The sequence below is a fragment of the Actinokineospora sp. NBRC 105648 genome (genome assembly GCF_030269645.1).
Lineage (GTDB): Bacteria > Actinomycetota > Actinomycetes > Mycobacteriales > Pseudonocardiaceae > Actinokineospora.
This window is the reverse complement of sequence record NZ_BSTR01000019.1, coordinates 38,741-57,931: the sequence shown is the minus strand read 5'-3', so window position 1 is coordinate 57,931 and position 19,191 is coordinate 38,741. Positions and strand designations below refer to the sequence as shown.

The following is a 19,191-nucleotide window of genomic DNA, read 5'->3' as shown; positions in this document are numbered from 1 at the left end:
ACCGCGCGCTGCGGCTGGGGGATGTCTGCGGTCACTTGCTCACCTCGTGGAGTCGCACCGGGACGTCGTCGGCGTGGTCGTAGGGGCCGACCACGGCCGCGGCGAGCGGCCTGGCCAGCAGCTCGCGGGCGAGCTTGGCCACGTCCTCGGCGGTGACCGCGCTGTACTGCTCGAGCGTCTGCTCCACGGTCAGGTAGTCGCCGTAGGCCAGCTCGCCCTTGCCGATGCGCGACATCCGCGAGCTGGTGTCCTCCAGCCCCAGCACGAGCCCGCCGCGCAGGCTTCCCTTGGCGCGGGCGACCTCGGTGTCGGTGAAGCCCTCACGGGCGACCTCGCGCAGCACCTCGCGCACCACACCCGCCACCTCACCGAGCCGGTCCGGCTGGCAGCCGGTGTAGATCGACAGGTGACCGGTGTCCGCGTACGCGGCCACCGAGGAGTACACCTGGTAGGCCAGCCCGCGCTTCTCCCGGACCTCCTGGAACAGCCGGGAGCTCATCCCGCCGCCCAGCGCCGCGTTGAGCACGCTCAGGGTGAACCGGCGGTTGTCGTGCCGGTCGAGCGCGCGCACGCCGAGCATCATGTGCGCCTGCTCGGTGTCGTCAGTGTGCAGCACCAGGCGCGGCGAGGTGCCGACCCGCGCACGCCCGGTGCGCGGCGCCACCGGCGCCCGGTCACCGGTGAGCCGGTCACGCAAACCCTTGCGCACCAACGAGAGCACGTCGCGGTGGGCGATGTTGCCCGCCACCGCCAGCACCATCCGCGGCATCGTGTAGCGACGCCGGTAGAAGCCGTTGAGCGCGGTGCGGGTCATCGCGGTGATCGACTGCTCCGACCCCAGGACCGGCCTGCCCAGCGGGTGGTCGGCCAGCAGCGCGCTGCAGAACGCGTCGTGCAGCAGGTCCTCGGGGTCGTCGTCGCGCATGGCGATCTCCTCGAGCACCACCCCGCGCTCGGTCTCCACATCGGACTCTTCGCAGAGCGCGTCGAAGACCACGTCGGACACCAGGTCCAGCGCCAGCGGCAGGTCCTCGTCGAGGACGTGCGCGTAGTAGCAGGTGTGCTCCTTGGCGGTGAACGCGTTGAGCTCGCCGCCGACGGCGTCGATCTCCTCGGCGATCTGCGCCGCGGTGCGCTTCGCGGTCCCCTTGAACAGCAGGTGTTCCAGGTAGTGCGCGGCACCGGCGACCGAGGCGGCCTCGTCGCGCGAGCCGACCGCGACCCAGATGCCCACCGAGGCCGACCGCACCCCGGGGACGTGCTCGGTGATCACCCGCAGGCCGCCGGGCAGCAGCGTGCGCTTGACTTCGGCGTCCAGGGTGACCGTGCTGCCCGGCTTCTGCAGGTGGCCGTGGACGCGGGGCGCGGAACGGCCGCGGGCACCCGAGGTGCCCGCGGCCGTCGCCGTGGAGCGGGAGGTCACTGGGCGGGAGCCGCCTCGACCTCGGCTGCCTCGACCGGCGCGTCCGCGGACCCGGCGGGCGCGGCGGCGTCCTCCTCGTTGACCAGGACCAGGCTGATCTTGCCGCGCTGGTCGATGTCGGCGATCTCGACGCGGAGCTTGTCGCCCACCGCGACGACGTCCTCCACCTTGTTGATCCGCTTGCCGTTGCCCAGCTTGGAGATGTGCACCAGGCCGTCCTTGCCCGGCAGCAGGGACACGAACGCGCCGAAGGCGGCGGTCTTCACGACCGTGCCCAGGAAGCGCTCGCCGACCTTGGGCAGCTGCGGGTTCGCGATGGCGTTGATCAGGCCGATGGCGGCCTCGGCGGACGGGCCGTCCGCGGCACCGACGTAGATCGTGCCGTCGTCCTCGATCGAGATGTCGGCACCGGTCTGCTCGGTGATCGAGTTGATCATCTTGCCCTTCGGGCCGATGACCTCGCCGATCTTGTCCACCGGGATCTTGACGCTGGTGACGCGCGGCGAGTACGGGCTCATCTCGTCGGGGGCGTCGATGGCCTCGGCCATCACCTCGAGGATGGTGTGCCGCGCGTCGCGCGCCTGGCCCAGGGCCGAGGCGAGCACGTCGGAGGGGATGCCGTCGAGCTTGGTGTCCAGCTGCAGCGCGGTGACGAACTCCGCGGTGCCCGCGACCTTGAAGTCCATGTCGCCGAACGCGTCCTCGGCACCGAGGATGTCGGTCAGCGCGACGTACTCGGTCTTGCCGTCGACCTCATCGGACACCAGGCCCATGGCGATGCCCGAGACCGGCGCCTTGAGCGGCACACCGGCGTTGAGCAGCGACATGGTCGACGCGCAGACCGAGCCCATCGAGGTGGAGCCGTTGGAGCCCAGCGCCTCGGAGACCTGGCGGATCGCGTAGGGGAACTCGTCGCGCTTGGGCAGCACCGGCACCAGCGCGCGCTCGGCGAGCGCGCCGTGGCCGATCTCGCGCCGCTTCGGCGAGCCGACGCGGCCGGTCTCGCCGGTGGAGAACGGCGGGAAGTTGTAGTGGTGCATGTAGCGCTTGTGCGTCTCGGGCGAGAGCGAGTCGATCTGCTGCTCCAGGCGCAGCATGTTCAGCGTGGTGACACCCAGGATCTGGGTCTCGCCGCGCTCGAACAGCGCCGAGCCGTGCGCCCGCGGGATGAGCGCGACCTCGGCCGAGAGCGACCGGATGTCGGTCAGGCCGCGGCCGTCGATGCGCACCTTGTCGCGCAGGATGCGCTGGCGGACCAGCTTCTTGTTCAGCGAGCGGAACGCCGCGCCGATCTCCTTCTCGCGACCGTCGAAGGCACCGCCCTCGACCGCGCCGACCTTGACCAGGGTCTCGGCCTTGATCTCGTCCAGGCGGGTCTCGCGCTCCTGCTTGTCGCCGATGGTCAGGGCCTTGGCCAACTCCTCGGTGACGGCCCGCTCGACGGCCTCGAACGCGTCCGGCTGGTAGGCCGGGAAGGTCGGGAAGTCGCGGGTCGGCTTGGCGGCGTTGCCCGCCAGCTCGGCCTGCGCGTCGCAGAGGACCTTGATGAACGGCTTGGCGGCCTCGAGGCCCGCCGCGACGACGTCCTCGGTGGGCGCCTGGGCGCCCTCGGCGATCAGGTCGATCACGTTCTCGGTGGCCTCGGCCTCGACCATCATGATCGCGACGTCGGAGCCGACCACGCGACCGGCGACGACCATGTCGAACACGGCCTTCGCGAGCTGCTCGTGGGTCGGGAAGGCCACCCACTGGCCCTCGATCAGCGCGACCCGGACGCCGCCGATCGGGCCGGAGAAGGGCAGGCCGGAGAGCTGGGTGGAGGCCGACGCGGCGTTGATCGCGAGCACGTCGTAGAGGTCCTGCGGGTTCAGGCTCTGCACGGTGATGACGACCTGGATCTCGTTGCGCAGACCGTCCACGAAGGACGGGCGCAGCGGGCGGTCGATCAGCCGGCAGGTGAGCACCGCGTCGGTGGAGGGGCGACCCTCGCGGCGGAAGAACGCGCCGGGGATGCGACCCACGGCGTACATGCGCTCCTCGACGTCCACCGTCAGCGGGAAGAAGTCGAAGTGCTCCTTGGGCTGCTTGGAGGCGGTGGTCGCCGAGAGCAGCATGGTGTCCTCGTCGAGGTAGGCCACGACGCTTCCGGCGGCCTGCCGGGCGAGCCGCCCGGTCTCGAAGCGGATGGTGCGCGTGCCGTACTTGCCGTTGTCGATCACGGCGGTCGACTCGTGCACAGCGATGTCTGTCATGTAGGTGAAACTCCTCGTCTTCGGGCCTGCGCGCTACCCGGGCACGGGGTCGCGGTTCGGACGAGGCCGGTCTTCGATCGAAGTCCCCGGAGCCCTCATGGCTCTTCGGGGACCACTACCGAGGACCGGCGAACTGGTCCCGTGGGCGCGGCGCGGTGTGGCCCTGTCGTCTTTGCTTGCTGTCGTTTTTCGATTACAGACCCGGGGGGAGCGGCCAAGGCCACTCCCCCCGGGGTCGAGCTATCGGCGCAGGCCGAGCCGCTGGATCAGCGACCGGTAGCGTTCGATGTCCACCTTGGTCAGGTAGTTCAGCAGCCGCCTGCGGCGGCCGACCAGCAGCAGCAGGCCACGACGCGAGTGGTGGTCGTGCTTGTGCAGCTTCAGGTGCTCGGTGAGGTCCTTGATGCGCTTGGTGAGCAGCGCGATCTGGGCCTCGGGGGATCCGGTGTCCGAGTCGTGCACGCCGTACTCGGTGAGGATCGTCTTCTTCTGGTCGGTGGACAGAGCCACTCGTCTACTCCTCGGTTGTACCTGTGCCGTGTGGGGATGTCGTCGGTACCAGCCGCCACGGACCGCAGCCGGACCCAAACACCAAGGCTAGCACCCTGGCTGTCCCGCCAGCCGGACACGGCCCACCGGCGAGTACACCGGCGCGGTCGGGCCGGGGTCGCCGCGCAGCAGCGCGATCTCCTCCGGTGTCCACTCCGGACCCCGGTAGTCCCGCAAGTCGGCGGCCATTTTCCCGGGGTCGTCACCCCGGGCGACGGTGACGTGCGGGCGGTACTGCGGGTAGCCGCCCAGCCGGTACTCGGCGGCCTCGGCGAGGTCGTCGAGGATCACCCGGTCAGGGGTGGTGACGACCAGCAGGCAGACCCGCTCGAAGGTGCCCGACCCGTGCAGCCGCAGCCGCGGCGCCGGGTGGCCCGCGAGCCGGGAGAGCCGCTCCAGGCGCAGGTCGGGGTCGTCCTCGCCGTAGTAGGCGAGGGTGATGTGCCACCGCGTGCGAGGCGTCGGCCGCAGGTCCGTCGGCGGGAGGTGCCGCTCCAGGTGGTCGGCGACCTCACCCGGCAGGGTGAACGCGGCGAACAGCCGGGTCACGTGCGCTTGCCCGCCCGGCGGAGCAGGTCGGCGAGCTCGGGGAAGCGGTCGTCGAGCATGCCCGCGGCCTCGGTGAGGTCCTCGCCGGAGGCGAGCCTGCGCAGCGCGAGGATGGCGCTGCGACCCACGTCCACCGGCAGGTTGTCCCTGGTCACCGCGGGCCTGGACTCGCGGACGTCGTCGAGGGCGCGCTGCAGCGCCTCGCGCCTGCCGGAGGCGACCTCCGGGGTGAGGATCTTGCGCTCCAGCATGATCAGCCGGGCCAGCACCGCCGGGTTGCCGATCTTGGCGCGGCGGCCGCTCATCACCTGGCTCAGCATCGGCGCGCTGATCCCCAGCACGTCGGCGAGGTTGGCCTGGGACACGTCGAAGGCGACCACGAGCCTGCGGACCCGGTCCCCCAGCGGCTCGCCGTACCACTCGCGCTGCAGCGCGATGTTGCGCTGGACGATCTTGTGGTCCTCCACCGGATACCTCTCCCCTGCTCCCCGACCTCGGTCGGTATCTTGCCAGGCCGGTGTCCGGTTCGTGGGAGAACCACGCACTCAGCCCAGCAGCTCCCGGGTGCGGGCGACGTCGAGGTGCATCTGCTCGACCAGGGCGCCGCTGGAGGCGAACTTCTCCATCGAGCGCAGCCGCTCGACGAAGTCCACCGCGACCCGCTGGCCGTAGAAGTCCTCGTCCACGTCGAGCACGAACGCCTCGACCCGTCGCTCGCGGCCGGAGAACGTGGGGTTGGTGCCGACCGAGGTCGCGGCGGTGAGCGCGGGCCGGTTGTGCCCGTTGAGCAAGGTGAACTCGCAGGCGTAGACACCGTCGGCGGGCACCGCCGCGAAGCGCGGGGTGGACAGGTTCGCGGTGGGGAAGCCGAGCTCGTGGCCGCGGCCGTCGCCGCGCACGACGATGCCCTCCAGCCGGTGCGGCCGCCCCAGCGCGGTCGCCGCGGCGCGGACGTCGCCCGCGTCGATGCAGGCGCGGATGTAGGTCGAGGAGAAGGTGATCTCGCCGGGCTCCGCGGTGACCAGCTTGGCGCCCTCGGTGCTGAAGCCGAACCGCTGGCCCAGCGTGGTCAACAGGTCCACGGTGCCCGCCGCGCGGGCGCCGAAGGTGAAGTTCTCCCCCACCACCACGGCCGCGACGTGCAACCGCTCGACCAGGATCTCGTGGACGAACTCGTCCGGGGCCACCTTGGACAGCTCCGGGGTGAACGGCAGCACGCAGAACACGTCCACACCGAGCTGCTCGACCAGCTCCGCCTTGCGGCGCAACGTGGTCAGCTGCGCGGGGTGGCTGCCCGGGCGCACGACCTCGGAGGGGTGCGGGTCGAAGGTGAGCACCACGCTCGGCAGGTCCTTCTGCCGGGCCAGCGTGACGGCCCGGGCGATGAGCTCCTGGTGTCCGCGGTGGACCCCGTCGAACACGCCGATGGTCGCCACACAGCGACCCCAGCCACCGGGTAGGTCCGCGAGACCGCGCCAACGCTGCACGAGCGCCACCCTAGTGGGTGGGCGCCGGGCGGACCGCCTGGGTGGGGGCCGACACGTGTGATCCAGAACCGCCGGCCGCGGGCCTCACCTGGCCCGGCGGTGCAGGTGCTCCAGGGCGTCGAGGATGGTGGTGCGCTGGTGCCAGCGCAGCCACTCGCCGGCGTCGGCGGCGATCAGGTCGAGCTCGGCCTCCTGCGCCGGGGTGGGCACCCGACCGGCCACCGGCTGGTGCGTGGAGACGACCCCCAGGCAGCGCCCGGACGGGGTGAGCACGGGTGTGCTCTGCACCGCCAGGGCGCCCGCGTCGAGGAACACCCGCCGCGCCTCGGTGCCCGCGAAGATCGAGTCCAGGGCGACGTCGGCGACGACCACCCGGGTGCCCCGGCTCATCGCCGTGGCGCACGGGGTGATCAGGCCGTCGGCGTCGGCGAAGAACGACACGAACTCGGGCCCCAGGCCGCGGTGGCGCTCCAGCCGCAGGCCACCGGCGGCCGGGTCCACCAGCCGGATGTCACCGGCGGTGGCGCCCACGCAGGCCAGGGCCGCGTCCAGCACGGCGTCGAGGAACACCGCGACGCCGTGCCGCTGGTAGTGCCGCGGCCCCAGCGCGGGCGTGCCGGGCGCGGGCGGGCGGATGCGGCCGGGGAACCAGTCGGCCGGCGGGCGGTTGGCGGGCTCGGTCGCGGGGCGGACCGGTGGCCGCGCGGAGAGCAGCGCGTCGGCGAACACGTGCAGTTTCAGGTTGTACCGCTGGGCGGCCTCCTTCAGCAGCCGCAGCGCGACGTCCTCGTCGGCGAGGCGGTAGCGCTCCTGCAGCATGCCCAGCGCGCGGGCGATCAGCGGTCGGCTGCGCAGCTTGGCGCGCAGGTCGCGGACCTCCTCGCGGAGCCTGCGCAGCTCATCGCCCTCCGCGGCGGCCGCCACCCGGCGGGACGCGGCGGCCTGGGCGCCGAGCGCGCCCGCGACGGTGGCGAAGGTCTCCAGGGTGTCGGTGACCCGTGCCGCCCGCAGCACCCGCTGGGCCTCCACGCCCCCGGCCAGGCGCAGCCGCCTGCCGGTGCCCGCGAGCCGGTCGGCGACGTCGAGCAGGACCCGGATGTTGGCCGCGGCCAGCGCGCTCACCGCGGCCAGGTCGACGATCACGTCCCCGGACCAGGCCTCGACCAAGTCGAACAGCTCGGTGCGGAAGCGCGCGGCGACGGCGGCCGGGAGGTCGCCGGTGACCGCGAAGACGCCGTCGTCCACCACTCTGAGGTGAATTGTGCGCGCGACAGTAGGCATCAGACCGCCCTTCGTGACCGGAGGGGCGAGGCGTGCCGCGCTGCTGGACCCAACTCACCAAGGGTCCGCCGAGCATAGCCGGCCGCACCGACACGGTCCGCGCGCGTCAGCCGCCGGGGGTGTCCGGGTCCCGGGTGACGTGCCCGAGCGCGACCAGTGACAGCACCTGCTGGGCCGGGCCGCCGGTGGGCGCGAACAGCACCAGCTCGGTGTCGTTCTCCTCGGCGCGGTCCCTGGCCTCGATCAACGCGGCCACCCCGGCGCTGGCCAGGTGGGTGACGCCGGACAGGTCGAGGGTCACCGACACCGCCCCGCCGCGGGTGCGGTGGCGCAGGTCGTCGTCGAGCTGGCGGGCCGTGCTCGCGTCGACCGGGCCGTCCAGGCCCGCGCGCAGACCGCGGGCGGACGGCTGGTCGAGCACGAGCAGCAGGCTGGGGTCGCGGTGCCGCGCGGTGGGCAGGCCCGGGGTGATCTCCGCGGCGGTCAGCAGGCGGGCCGGGTGCGAGAAGCCCCGCGAGACGGTGGCGGTGGTGCCGTGGTCGTCGTGCTCGATGCGCAGGTGGTCGGCGAACGAGCTGGCCATCACCAGGCCCAGCCCGCGCCCGGGAGTGCTGGTCGGCGCGCGCCAGCGGCCGTCGTCGGACACGGCGGCCTCGACCCGGCCCGCGCCCGCCAGGGTGACCGCGACCCGCACCGCGCCGGGGACCGCGGGGTAGGCGTGGTCGACGACGTTGGTGACCAGCTCGGCCAGCCCGTGCTGCAGGGCGAGCACGTCCTGCCGGTCGACGTCGAGGTCGGCCAGCCAGGCCGCCACCGCCGCGCGGACCACGCCGACCGAGGTCGCCTCGGCGGGCAGGTCCAGGCTCAGCGCGGCGGGCGGGCGGACCCGGCGCGCGGCCAGCAGGGTGATGTCGTCGGTGTGACCGGTCGCGCGGACCAGCAGCTCGAGGGTCTGGGTGCAGACCTGTTCGACCCGGGAGGCACCCGGGACGCGCATCGCCCGGTCGGCGCTGACGTCGCCGACGACCCGGGCCAGCTCGGCGGCGCCGCGGGCGTGGTCGCGGCCGGGGCGCTCGATGATCCCGTCGCTGTAGAGCACGACCAGCTCCCCCTCGGCGAGCCGGTCCTCGGCCAGCGTGAAGCCCGTCCCGGACCCGAGTGGCCCGGAGCCGGTGGTCGGCAGGTAGCGGGTGGCGCCGTCGACGGAGACGAGCAGCGGCGGCGGGTGGCCCGCGGTGCAGTAGGAGAGGTGGCCGGTGGCCGGGTCCAGGACCGCCGCGCACACCGTGGCCGCGCGCGCCCCGGGCAGCCTGCCCGCCATCCGGTCGAGCGCGGCGAAGGCCGAGCCGAGGGCCTCGCCGCCGGCGATCCGGTCGTGCAGCACCGCGCGCAGCTGGCCCATCACCGCCGAGGCCGCCACGCCGTGGCCGACCACGTCGCCCACGACCAGGGCGACCCGGTCGCCGGGCAGCGCGATGGCGTCGAACCAGTCGCCGCCCGCGGCGGTGTCGGTGTCGGCGAGCAGGTAGCTCGCGGCGACCTGGACCCCGGGCAGCACCGGCAGCGCGGTGGGCAGCAGTTCGCGTTGCAGCGAGGAGATCACGTCCCGGGCCTGGGCGTAGCGGCGCTCGGCGTCGTCGGCGCGCCGCTGCGCGGCCTGGCGGGCGTGCACGCGTTCGGTGGCGTCCATGGCGTAGCCGAGCACCCCGGTGACCCGGCCCTCGGCGTCGTGCCGCGGGATGACCACGGCGTCGACGTAGAGCTCGTGCCGCTCGCCGTCGCGGTCGAGCTGGACGCGCCACTCCACCGAGGTCGAGGGGCGGCCGGTCGCGTAGACCTCGTCGATGACCTCGAAGAGCTGCTGGCCGTCGGCGTCCGGCACGACCTCGCGCAGCGGGTGGCCGACCAAGCCGTCACGGCCGAGCATGGCGCGCATGGCCGCGTTGACGGCCACCACCGTGTGCGTCGGGCCGACGAGTCCGAGCAGGGCGACGGGCGTCGCCTCGAAGGCGGCGACCACCGCCTCGGCGGTGCCGGTCTCATCGTCGTGCTCCGGCACCGGATCCTCCACGCGAATGCCCAACCCGTGCTCGCGACACTAGGGCCGGGGTCGGGAACCCGCCGGGTGAGCGGTGCTCAGGGGACGTTCAGGACGACCAGGGCCTTGGCCGAGGTGCCCTCGTCCACACCGAGGGCGACCGCCTTGCCCGCCGGGTCGAAGATCCCGTAGGTGCCGGTGATCCCGGCCGCCGGGAGCCGCTTGCCGTGCACGAGCGCGGTGGTCTCGACCCGGTCCAGATCGCGGCGCGGGAAGGCGGCGGCGACCGCGGCCTCCATGTCCAGCGACAGCCCGGGGGCCGCTTCCAGCTGCTCCAGCGTGCGCGCGACGCGCAGGTCGAACGGGCCGACCGTGGTGCGGCGCAGTGCGGCGAGGTGGCCGCCGACGCCGAGGGAGTCGCCCAGGTCGCGGGCGAGGGCGCGGACGTAGGTGCCCGAGGAGCAGTCGACCATCACGTCGAGGTCGATGGCGCCGTCGGTGCGGGTGGTGGCGAGCAGGTCGAAGCGGAACACCGTGACCGGGCGGGGCTTGAGCACGACCTCCTCCCCCGCGCGGACCCGCGCGTAGGCGCGCTTGCCGTCGACCTTCACCGCGCTGACCGAGCTGGGGACCTGCTCGATCGCCCCGGTGAGCACGGCGATCCCGGCGGCGATCGCCTCGTCGGTGACGCCCGCCGGGTCGGCGCTCGAGGTGACCTCGCCCTCGGCGTCGTCGGTCGTGGTGGCGGCGCCGAGCCGGATCGTGGCCAGGTAGACCTTGCGGTCGAGGGCGAGGTGGCCGAGCAGCTTGGTGGCGCGCTCGACGCCGAGCACGAGCACGCCGGTGGCCATCGGGTCGAGGGTCCCGGCGTGGCCGACCTTGCGGGTGCCGATGATCCTGCGGACCCGGGCGACCACGTCGTGCGAGGTCATGCCGGGTGCCTTGTCGACGACGATGAGGCCGGGTGGGACGGTGGGGCGGGACACGAGCGGCAATCTTAGGAGGCGGCCGCTTCCTGCTCCGCCGGGATGTCCCATGGCCGCCGCCGGATGCGGACTGGTACGGCGTCCCCGCGCGCGTCCGCGGCGAACACCGCCGCCCGCGCGCGACGCCACCAGACCAGCGTGCGCCACGCGCCGAAGAGCAGCACCGCGGCCACGGCGAGGAACGCGACCCGGAACGCGGTCGCGTCGGCGGCCGCGGCGTCGCCGCCGATCAGCAGGCCGATGCTCAGCGCGGTGATCGTGATCGCGGTGAACCCGCCGACGTTGACCACGCCGGTGGCCGTGCCCACCCGGCGGATCGGGTTGTAGTCGCGGGCGAGCGCGAAGGCCACCCCGGAGAGCGGGCCGCCCACCGAGAGCACCCCGAACGCGATCACCACCAGCGGCGTGGGCACGACGCCGCCCGGCCAGCCGAGCAGCACGGCCCAGATGACGGTCGCGGTGCCGAGGTAGCCCGCGACGAGCGGCAGCCTGCTGGTCGGCCTGCGGCCGGTGACCTCGCCGATGACCGGTCCGGTGACCATCGCCACGAGCACGATGAGACTGAGCACCGAGCTCGCCGCCGCGGGCGACATGCCCTGCGCCTGCACGAGGTACGGGTAGCCCCAGAGCAGGCCGAGCACCGCCGGGGCGAACATCGTGGAGAAGTGCACCCAGAACCCGAGCCGGGTGCCGGGCACCCGCCAGGCCTGCCGGACCTGGTCGACGACCTCGCGGGGTCCGGTGGCGGTCGAGCGGTGCGCGGGCTCGCCGTCGGGGGTGTCGCGCACGCGCAGGGCCACGACGAGGGCGTAGGCGGCGGTGGCCGCGCCCGCGACGGCGAAGGTGGCGGTCCAGCCCGCGTGCGCGAGCAGCAGCCCGAGCGGCAGCGTGGCGATCAGGTTGCCGACCGCGCCGAGGGAGGCGGTGACCGAAGCGAGCGCGGCGAACCGGCGCGGCGGGTAGTGCGCGGCGACCAGGCGCAACACGCTGACGAAGGTCATCGCGTCGCCGAGACCGAGCACCCCGCGGGCAACCAGGGCCAGCGGGTAGCTGGTGGCGAAGGCGAAGAGCACCTGGCCGAGTCCCATCAGGACGGCGGCGACGGTGAGCACCCGGCGCGGGCCGAACCGGTCGACCAGGAGCCCGGTGGGGATCTGCATCGAGGCGTACACGCCGATCTGCAGCACGGTGAACGTGCCGAGCGCGGCGGCGTTGATCTGGAACCGGTCGGCGGCCTGCAGACCCGCGACGCCGAGGGTGGTCCGGTGGAACACCGCGACCAGGTAGACCACGACGGCGGTAGCCCAGATCACCAGCGCGGCGCGCTTGGTGGCTGGCACGGCCGCTCCCTTCGTCAGCTCATTAGAGCGCGTGCCGGGGCGAGATCGTTAGCGGTGCTAAGCGTGCGTTCCATCACAGTCCGATGTGGACGATCAACCGCGGACCGCGCCGACCACGGCCCACCGGCCCGACCGCAGCCGGGCCAGCAGGGTGGCCAGCCGCAGCAGCATGAACAGCACCAGCCCGGTCCAGATCCCGGCCAGCCCCCAGCCCAGGGCGAGCGAGAGCCAGATCAGCGGCAGGAACCCGACGAGCGCGCTCAGCAGGGTCGCGGTCCGCAGGTAGGCCGCGTCACCGGCGCCGAGGAACACACCGTCCAACGCGAACACGACACCGGCGACCGGCTGCATCACGACGAAGAACCACCAGGCGTGCGGGATCTCGGCGAGGACGGCGGCGTCGGTGGTGAACACGCGCGGCAGGACCCCGGCCAGACCGGCGAACAGCACCCCGAGGACCACCCCGAACACCAGCCCGTAGCGGGCGAACCGCCCGGCCAGCGCCCGGGCGCGGTGATCGTCGTCGGCCCCGAGCGCGGCCCCGACCATCGACTGGGCGGCGATGGCCAGCGAGTCCAGCAGCAGGGCGAGGAACATCCACAGCTGCAGCACCACCTGGTGCGCCCCGACCGCGGCGACCGACGTGCGAGCGGCGACGGTGGAGGCGGAGACGAAGCAGGCTTGGAACGCCAGGCTGCGCAGCACGAGGTCGCGACCGAGGACAAGCTGGGCGCGCACGACCGCGAGGTCCAGCGCCAACGACACCCGCTCGACCCGCAGGGCATTGAGGAACAGCACAGCCCCGACGACCTGCCCGACAACGTTCGCGACCGCCGAACCCTCTAGCCCCCAGCCCGCGCCGTAGACCAGCAGCGGACAGAGGACGGCCGAGACACCATTGCCGGCGAGCACGTAGCGCAACGGTCTACGGGTGTCCTGCACGCCACGCATCCAGCCGTTGCCCGCGAGGGTGACCAGGATGAGCGGAACCCCGAACAGCGCGGTCCGCAGCCAACTGGTGGCCGCGTCGGCGAGGGGGCCCGGACCAGCGAGAACACGGGCGACGGGACCGGCGAGGAGCTGCCCGAGGACGACGAGCAGGACACCGGCCGTGAGCGCCAACCAGGTGGCCTGCACCCCCTCGGCCACCGCTTGATCGCGCCGCCCCGACCCGTGCAACCGCGCGGCGCGCGACGTGGTGCCGTAGGAGAGGAAGGTCAACTGGGTCGACACCTGAGCCAGCACGATCGCGCCGATCCCCAGCGCGCCCAACTCGGTGGCCCCGAGGTGCCCGACGACAGCGGTGTCAACGAGCAGGTAGAGCGGCTCAGCGGCCAACACGGGCAACGCGGGCACGGCCAGCCGCAAGATCTGCTTGAGCGGTGCCCCGTCCACACGTCCTCCCGGTAAGGTGCTGGATACGCTTGCGCCCCTGACAGTAGCGGTAAGGACCAGCCTTGGACAACGCTGATTACCTGGACGTCGCCCTCCGCTTGGCGAACGCCGACCTGGAAGACGTCCCCGACCTGGCGGCCGCCTTGCACGACGAGCCCTGGTGGGCAGGACGGGTGACCTCGGCCGACCTGACCGTCCTGCGGGAAGTCGCATCGTCAGTGCGCGAGGTACTGGCGGCAGCGGTGGCCGGGGACGCGGACCGGGTGTTGGCGGCGGTGAACGCACTGCTCAGCGCGCACTCGCCACGCCCGCGACTTTCGGGGCACACGGGGACCTGGCACATCCACGTGGCGGACGCCGATGCTCCACCGGCGACTGAGGCTGCTGCCGCGTCGGCGTGGGGGTTGGCCCAGGCGGTGGTCCATTATGGACTCAACCGGTTTGGGCAGTGCGCGGCTGAGGACTGCGGGAACTACTTCCTGGACGGCTCTACGAACCGGGCCAAGCGCTTCTGCTCACCTCGCTGCGCGAACCGGGTACACGTGGCAGCATTCCGATCACGCAGCAAGGACTAATCTCTATTCCTATCTCCACCCCCTCCACTCACCCCCTCCCCCTTCTCCCCCTCCCCCTCACCTCCCACTCCTCTTTCCTTGCCCTGCTTCTTTCAGCTCTTGCTTTCACTCTCCAAAAGCCGAGCCCGCTGGTACGCAAGACCCGTTACGTTTGTGCTCGATTGGGTGGACTGCCTTCGTGTGGGGGGAGGCGACCGCTAAACTTGCCTCAGTGGTGGGGATGCCCTTCTCCCCACGCTTTTTCCCCACGCGGTCGCCTAGGGGCCCCGCGCGAAGGCAGTCCAGCCAATCGAGCCTCCGCTTTACTTGGGCAGCTCGTGGGGTGTGCCGCACACCGACCTACGGTCGACCTTGTTGGCGGCTCATCGTTGGGGTTGCCCGATTTACAAGCAGGGCTCGATCTAGTGAACTCACTTCGTGTGGGGCCCCTAGAGCACCGCGGTGGAGAGAAAAGGGCAGGTAAGGGCATCCCCACCCACGGCAAGTTTAGCGGCACTCTCCCCCCACACGAAGCAAGTCCACTAGATCGAGCAACCGTAACGGGACTTGCGTACCAGCGGGGTCGGCCTCACCGCTGCGGTACCAGCGGAGGCGGGATTCACTTGGGTACCAGCGGAGTCGGCCTAACCGCTGCGGTTTGCTGGGGGACGGGATTCGCTTGGGTGCCAGCAGGGTCGGTCTTTCCGCTGCGGTTTGGCGGTGGAGATCGGGATGAGGATGGGCGATTGCCTCCACCCCTCCCCAGCCTCCTGACATGGCGGTGCCCCGGAGGCGTGGGCTGCACTCCGGGGCACCGGGTCCTTTGTGTTCAGTCGGGCAGTCGGGCTCCGGTTTCGGCGTCGAACAGGTGTACCGCGCCTGTTTCCGGTGCCAGGCCGAGCTTGTCGCCTCGTTGCCAGGGCGACATTCCGGGTGCTCGTACCGTGAACTGGTTCGCGTCAGCGCCGATCTGTTCCACCGGTGAGGAGCAGTAGAGGTACTGGTCGCTGCCGAGTTCCTCGACGACCTCCACTGTGGCCTCGATGCCCTCTGCCGGGGACAGGATTCGCCAGCCCTCCGGGCGGACGCCGACGACTACGGATGGGCTGGTCAGTGCCGACACCTGGTCACGGGTGAGCTGGACCGGCCTGCCGCCTACCCGAGCTGAGTCGCCCTCCACCGTGGCGGGGATGAGGTTCATGGCGGGTGAGCCGATGAAGCCCGCGACGAACAGGTTGGCGGGCTTGCCGAACAGGCCGATCGGGGTGTCGCACTGCTGCAGCAGGCCGTCCTTGAGGACCGCAACCCGGTCGCCCATGGTCATGGCCTCGACCTGGTCGTGGGTCACGTAAATCGTCGTGACGCCCAGCCTGCGTTGCAGGGAGGCGATCTGGGTTCGGGTCTGGACCCGGAGTTTGGCGTCCAGGTTGGACAGTGGTTCGTCCATGCAGAACACCTGTGGCCTGCGCACGATGGCCCGGCCCATGGCCACGCGCTGGCGTTGGCCGCCGGAGAGCTTGGCGGGTTTGCGGTCCAGGTACGGGGTCAGGTCCAGCAGCTCCGCCGCCTCGCGGACGCGTTCGAGGCGTTCGGCCTTCGGCATCTTGGCGATCTTGAGGTGGAAGCCGATGTTGTCGGCCACCGTCATGTGCGGGTAGAGCGCGTAGTTCTGGAAGACCATCGCGATGTCGCGGTCCTTGGGCGGCAGGTTCGTCACGTCCCGGTCGCCGATGCGGATGGCGCCGTCGTCGATGCCCTCCAGGCCGGCGAGCATGCGCAGGGTGGTCGACTTGCCGCAGCCGGATGGGCCGACCAGCACCAGGAACTCGCCGTCGGCGACCTCCAGGTCGAGGCCGTCCACCGCCGGTACCGGGTTGCCCGCGTAGTAGCGGGTGGTCCCGTCGAAGGTGACCGTTGCCATGTCAGAATCCCTTTCCGGGAGGCTACTTGCCCGCGCCGAGGGTCAGGCCGGTGATGATCCGGCGGGCCAGCAACACATAGAGCACGAGCATGGGCAGCACCACGATGGCCACGCCCGCGATCAGGCCGCCGTACTCGGACTGGTAGCTCGCGGCGCCGTAGAAGGAGAACAGGGCGCGGGCCAGGGTGAAGTTGGCGTTCTCGTTGAGGAACACGATCGCCAGCAGGGTCTCGTTCCACAGGCCGATCGCGTTGAGGATCAGCGCGGTGATCAGGCCGCCCCTGGTGAGCGGCAGCATGATCGCGAAGAAGGTGCGGAACGGGGAGGCGCCGTCGATCGCGGCGGCCTCCTCCAGCTCGTCGGGCAGCGACTTGAAGAACCCGGTCAGCAGGAACACCGTGAACGGGATCGAGAGCGCCACGTAGATCAGGAACATGCCGAACAGGTTGTTGGTCAGGCCCAGCTTGCCCATCCCGATGAACAGCGGGATCACCACGGTCTGGAACGGGATCCCCATGCCGATCGCGACGAAGTTGGTCAGGCCGTTGGACCCGCGCACCCCCAGCCGGGAGAGCGCGTAGGCCGCGGGCGCCGACACCAGCACGATGACCACAGAGGACACCGCGACCAGAACCACGGTCACCACGAACGCGTGGCCGAAGCCCGCGTTGTTCCAGGCGTAGGCGAAGTTGCGGAACGGGTCGCCGCGCTCGAACCACTGCAGCGGCAGCGCGAACGGCTTGCTGAAGATCTCGATCGGCGTCTTGAACGACGCCGACACCAGCCAGTACAGCACCAGCACGTTGACCGCGGTGAACAGCCAGACGAAGATCATGCCGAGCAGTCGCAGCGGGCTGAACCCGCGCGACCCGGGCGCGGGCTTGGGCTTGCGCGGCGGGGTGCGCACGGGCCGCACCGCGACCGCGGGCTTGGACTCCACTGTGGAGGACACTGCGACTCCTAGAACTGGATGGTGTCGCGGCGCATCAGGCGGCGCAGCAGCACGACGAGGACGGACACCAGCAGGATCATCACCACGGCCGCGGCGCAGGCCATGCCGTACTGCGGCGAGCCCGCGGTGCCGAAGGACCGGTCGAAGACGTAGATGCCCAGCGTCCACGCCCGGATCTGCGGCGAGTACGTGCCCGGGCCCGCCAGCACGAACACCAGCTCGAAGATCTTGATCGCGCTGATCGTCCACAGCACCCCGGCCACGCCGATGACGTCCCAGGTCAGCGGGAGGGTGACGTTGCGGAACTTCTGCCAGGGCGTGGCCCCGGCGATGTCGGCGTCCTCGTAGAGGTAGGGCGGGATCCGGTCGACCGCGGCCATCAGGATGGTGATGTAGAACCCGGAGCTGGCCCAGATCAGGCAGGCCGTCACCACCCAGGTGACGTTCTCCGGGGCCAGGAACTTCACCGCGTCGACGCCGACGGACTCCAGCAGGTGGTTGACCAGGCCCTGCCGGTTCGGCCGGAAGATCAGGATGATGCCGAAGAACATGCCCAGCGCGACCGGGGCGACGATGTTCGGGAAGAACAGCACCGCCCGGACGATCTTCCCGCCGCGCATGTCGCGCAGCACCATGGTGAACAGGAACGCCAGCAGGAACGTGCCGACACCGCCCACGACGATGTAGAGCAGCGTGTTGAGGAAGGCGTACCGGAAGGAGTCCGAGCCCATCAGCTCGGCGTAGTTGCCGATCCCGATGAACCGCGGCGTGTCGCCCGCGCCCGCCCACGAGGTGAAGCCCAGCACCACCGTCGCGATGGTGGGCACCACGAGGAAGAGCACGTAGAGCGTCACGGCGGGCAAGAAGAACGGGAAGAACAACCGCTTCTTGCGGACCAGGTGCGCGCCGGAGGCGGACGAGTGCTGCTCGTCCGCCTCCGGCGCCGTGACCGTCGAGGTCATCAGCTGGTCGTCTTCCAGAACTCGGCCTGCTTGGCGGCCAGGCCCTCGACGAACTGCTGGGCGCTGATCTTGCCCTTGAGCAGGTCGTTGTTCAGCGGGTAGAACACGTTGTCCACCCACTTGCCCGCGGCCAGCGCGTCCAGGCCGTCCATGAAGATCGCGTGCTCGGCCTGCGGGTCCTCCAGCGCGGCCTTGACGTCTTTGAGGTCGTCGGGCACGGCCAGCTCGGCGCGCGGAGTCAGGTTGTCGGCCACCGCCGGGATCCCGGCCAGGATGTCCTTGTTGATCACGTAGGCGATGAACGCCTTGGCGGCCTCGGGGTGCTTGGCCTTCGCGGTGACCGCGAAGCCGATCGGCAGCTGCTCGACGACCTTGTGCGTGGCGCCCTCGGGCTGCGGGAACTGGAACGAGCCGTAGTTGAGGCCCTTGTCCCCGCCCTGCTTGGTCAGGTACTCGCGGGTCTCGCTCGGCGCCCAGCTGCCGACGAACAGGTAGGCGGCCTCACCGTCGGCCCAGCGCTGCTGGATCTGCGGGAACTTCGCCGCGTCCCAGCCGTCGACCAGGTAGCTGCCCTTGGCCAGCTTCTCCACCGTCTCGGCGGCCTTGGCCAGGTTGGGGTCGGCGGTCCAGGCCGCGCCGGACTTGTCCGTGGCCACCTTCTCCAGCCCGCCCGGGCCCAGGTAGCGCGAGGCGATCTGGGTGTAGAAGTAGGCGTTGTAGAAGTTGATGTCGCCGTCCTGGCTGACCGCGGCCAGGCCGCCCGCCTTCGCCTTGTCGAACAGGGCGAACAGGTCGTTCATCGTGGCCGGGGCCTTGAAGTCCTTGACCAGGTCCTTGTTGTACCACCACGCGTTGCCCAGCAGCTCGTACGGGATCTCGAAGATCTTGCCGTCGGCGCCCTTGTTCTGCGGGATGTCGTAGTAGGTCGCGGGGATGACGTCGCGGACCTTCTTCTCGCCCTCGCCGATCTTGTAGTCGAGCACGTCCTCGACGGACTGGGTGCCGCCCGGCGCCACCACGGCCGCCTTGACCTGGCTGATGTCCTGGTCGAACAGGTCGGGCACGGTGTCGGTGTTCAGCGCGGGCGCGACGTTCTGGGTGAGCAGCTTGCGGCCCAGCCACTGCACGTTGACCTTGACGCCGGTCTTGTCGGTGAAGCACCTGATCGCCTTGCTCAGGACCTTGCCCTGCGGCTCGTCGGCGGTCCACATCGACCAGTAGGTGAACTCCTTGTCGCCCTGGGGCTTGGTGCCCACGTCGGGACACGGCGCGCTGAGGAAGTCGTCGGCCTTGGGCAGCGCGAGCGCCCCGCCGCCACCCCCGGAACCGGAACCGCCGCTGCTGCCACAGCCCGCGAGCACGAGCGCGGAGGTCGCGGTCAGCGCGAGAGCCGCCAGTCTGGTCGATCGCATGGTCACCACCTGATCGAGTTGCCGTGGTGCGACCTGGGCCACACCGGCTGCGTATTTGTGCGCAGTTTGGCGTTACTTCGAGCATCTGTC

At 71.3% G+C, this 19,191-nt stretch carries 16 protein-coding genes; 1 reads left to right on the top strand and 15 read right to left on the bottom strand.

What is annotated here, in order from left to right; all coding sequences use genetic code 11:
* Positions 1-31: 31 nt before the first annotated feature.
* The 11 genes from QSK30_RS18355 to QSK30_RS18305 form a co-directional block, all read right to left on the bottom strand.
* Positions 32-1,423 carry a M16 family metallopeptidase gene (locus tag QSK30_RS18355; protein WP_285504309.1) on the bottom strand — a complete coding sequence of 464 codons (1,392 nt, stop codon included), beginning with the start codon at positions 1,421-1,423 and terminating at the stop codon, positions 32-34.
* Positions 1,420-3,675 (bottom strand): polyribonucleotide nucleotidyltransferase, encoded by a 2,256-nt coding sequence (locus QSK30_RS18350; RefSeq protein WP_285504308.1) that lies wholly within the window; start codon positions 3,673-3,675, stop codon positions 1,420-1,422. The genes QSK30_RS18355 and QSK30_RS18350 overlap by 4 nt, the downstream gene beginning before the upstream one ends.
* Positions 3,676-3,915: 240 nt before the next feature.
* On the bottom strand, positions 3,916-4,185 hold the full coding sequence (gene rpsO / locus QSK30_RS18345) for a 30S ribosomal protein S15 (RefSeq protein ID WP_285504307.1): 270 nt from the start codon (positions 4,183-4,185) through the stop codon (positions 3,916-3,918).
* An 87-nt stretch (positions 4,186-4,272) separates the two neighbouring features.
* Positions 4,273-4,773: a 2'-5' RNA ligase family protein gene (locus QSK30_RS18340; protein ID WP_285504306.1), complete on the bottom strand. Its 501-nt coding sequence runs from the start codon at positions 4,771-4,773 to the stop codon at positions 4,273-4,275.
* Positions 4,770-5,240: an XRE family transcriptional regulator gene (locus tag QSK30_RS18335; RefSeq protein WP_285504305.1), complete on the bottom strand. Its 471-nt coding sequence runs from the start codon at positions 5,238-5,240 to the stop codon at positions 4,770-4,772. Before QSK30_RS18335 ends, QSK30_RS18340 begins: the two co-directional genes overlap by 4 nt.
* A gap of 78 nt (positions 5,241-5,318) precedes the next feature.
* A complete protein-coding gene (locus tag QSK30_RS18330; protein ID WP_285504304.1) occupies positions 5,319-6,260 on the bottom strand; it encodes a bifunctional riboflavin kinase/FAD synthetase in 942 nt (313 codons plus the stop codon).
* A gap of 84 nt (positions 6,261-6,344) precedes the next feature.
* The gene (locus QSK30_RS18325) at positions 6,345-7,505 is read right to left on the bottom strand and encodes an ANTAR domain-containing protein (protein WP_285504303.1); all 1,161 of its coding nucleotides are present in this window, start codon (positions 7,503-7,505) and stop codon (positions 6,345-6,347) included.
* 142 nt (positions 7,506-7,647) lie between these two features.
* Positions 7,648-9,600 carry a SpoIIE family protein phosphatase gene (locus QSK30_RS18320; protein ID WP_285504302.1) on the bottom strand — a complete coding sequence of 651 codons (1,953 nt, stop codon included), beginning with the start codon at positions 9,598-9,600 and terminating at the stop codon, positions 7,648-7,650.
* A 77-nt stretch (positions 9,601-9,677) separates the two neighbouring features.
* Complete coding sequence (gene truB, locus QSK30_RS18315) at positions 9,678-10,616, bottom strand: tRNA pseudouridine(55) synthase TruB (protein ID WP_502871848.1); 939 nt, start codon at positions 10,614-10,616, stop codon at positions 9,678-9,680.
* The gene (locus QSK30_RS18310) at positions 10,577-11,905 is read right to left on the bottom strand and encodes an MFS transporter (protein ID WP_285504300.1); all 1,329 of its coding nucleotides are present in this window, start codon (positions 11,903-11,905) and stop codon (positions 10,577-10,579) included. The genes truB and QSK30_RS18310 overlap by 40 nt, the downstream gene beginning before the upstream one ends.
* A gap of 93 nt (positions 11,906-11,998) precedes the next feature.
* Positions 11,999-13,300 (bottom strand): MATE family efflux transporter, encoded by a 1,302-nt coding sequence (locus QSK30_RS18305; protein WP_285504299.1) that lies wholly within the window; start codon positions 13,298-13,300, stop codon positions 11,999-12,001.
* 62 nt (positions 13,301-13,362) lie between these two features.
* On the opposite strand from QSK30_RS18305, the gene QSK30_RS18300 reads away from it, so the two are divergent.
* Positions 13,363-13,875: a CGNR zinc finger domain-containing protein gene (locus tag QSK30_RS18300; protein WP_285504298.1), complete on the top strand. Its 513-nt coding sequence runs from the start codon at positions 13,363-13,365 to the stop codon at positions 13,873-13,875.
* An 808-nt stretch (positions 13,876-14,683) separates the two neighbouring features.
* Here the strand turns inward: QSK30_RS18300 and QSK30_RS18295 are convergent.
* The 4 genes from QSK30_RS18295 to QSK30_RS18280 are packed head-to-tail and all read right to left on the bottom strand — an operon-like array spanning position 14,684 to position 19,101.
* Positions 14,684-15,775 carry an ABC transporter ATP-binding protein gene (locus tag QSK30_RS18295; protein ID WP_285504297.1) on the bottom strand — a complete coding sequence of 364 codons (1,092 nt, stop codon included), beginning with the start codon at positions 15,773-15,775 and terminating at the stop codon, positions 14,684-14,686.
* Positions 15,776-15,797: 22 nt separating this feature from the next.
* Positions 15,798-16,727, bottom strand: coding sequence for a carbohydrate ABC transporter permease (locus QSK30_RS18290; RefSeq protein WP_285504296.1), 930 nt, complete (start codon positions 16,725-16,727; stop codon positions 15,798-15,800).
* 8 nt (positions 16,728-16,735) lie between these two features.
* A complete protein-coding gene (locus QSK30_RS18285; RefSeq protein ID WP_285504295.1) occupies positions 16,736-17,689 on the bottom strand; it encodes a carbohydrate ABC transporter permease in 954 nt (317 codons plus the stop codon).
* Entirely contained in the window at positions 17,689-19,101 is a 1,413-nt protein-coding gene (locus QSK30_RS18280; RefSeq protein WP_285504294.1) for an ABC transporter substrate-binding protein, read from the bottom strand. The genes QSK30_RS18285 and QSK30_RS18280 overlap by 1 nt, the downstream gene beginning before the upstream one ends.
* Positions 19,102-19,191: the final 90 nt, after the last annotated feature.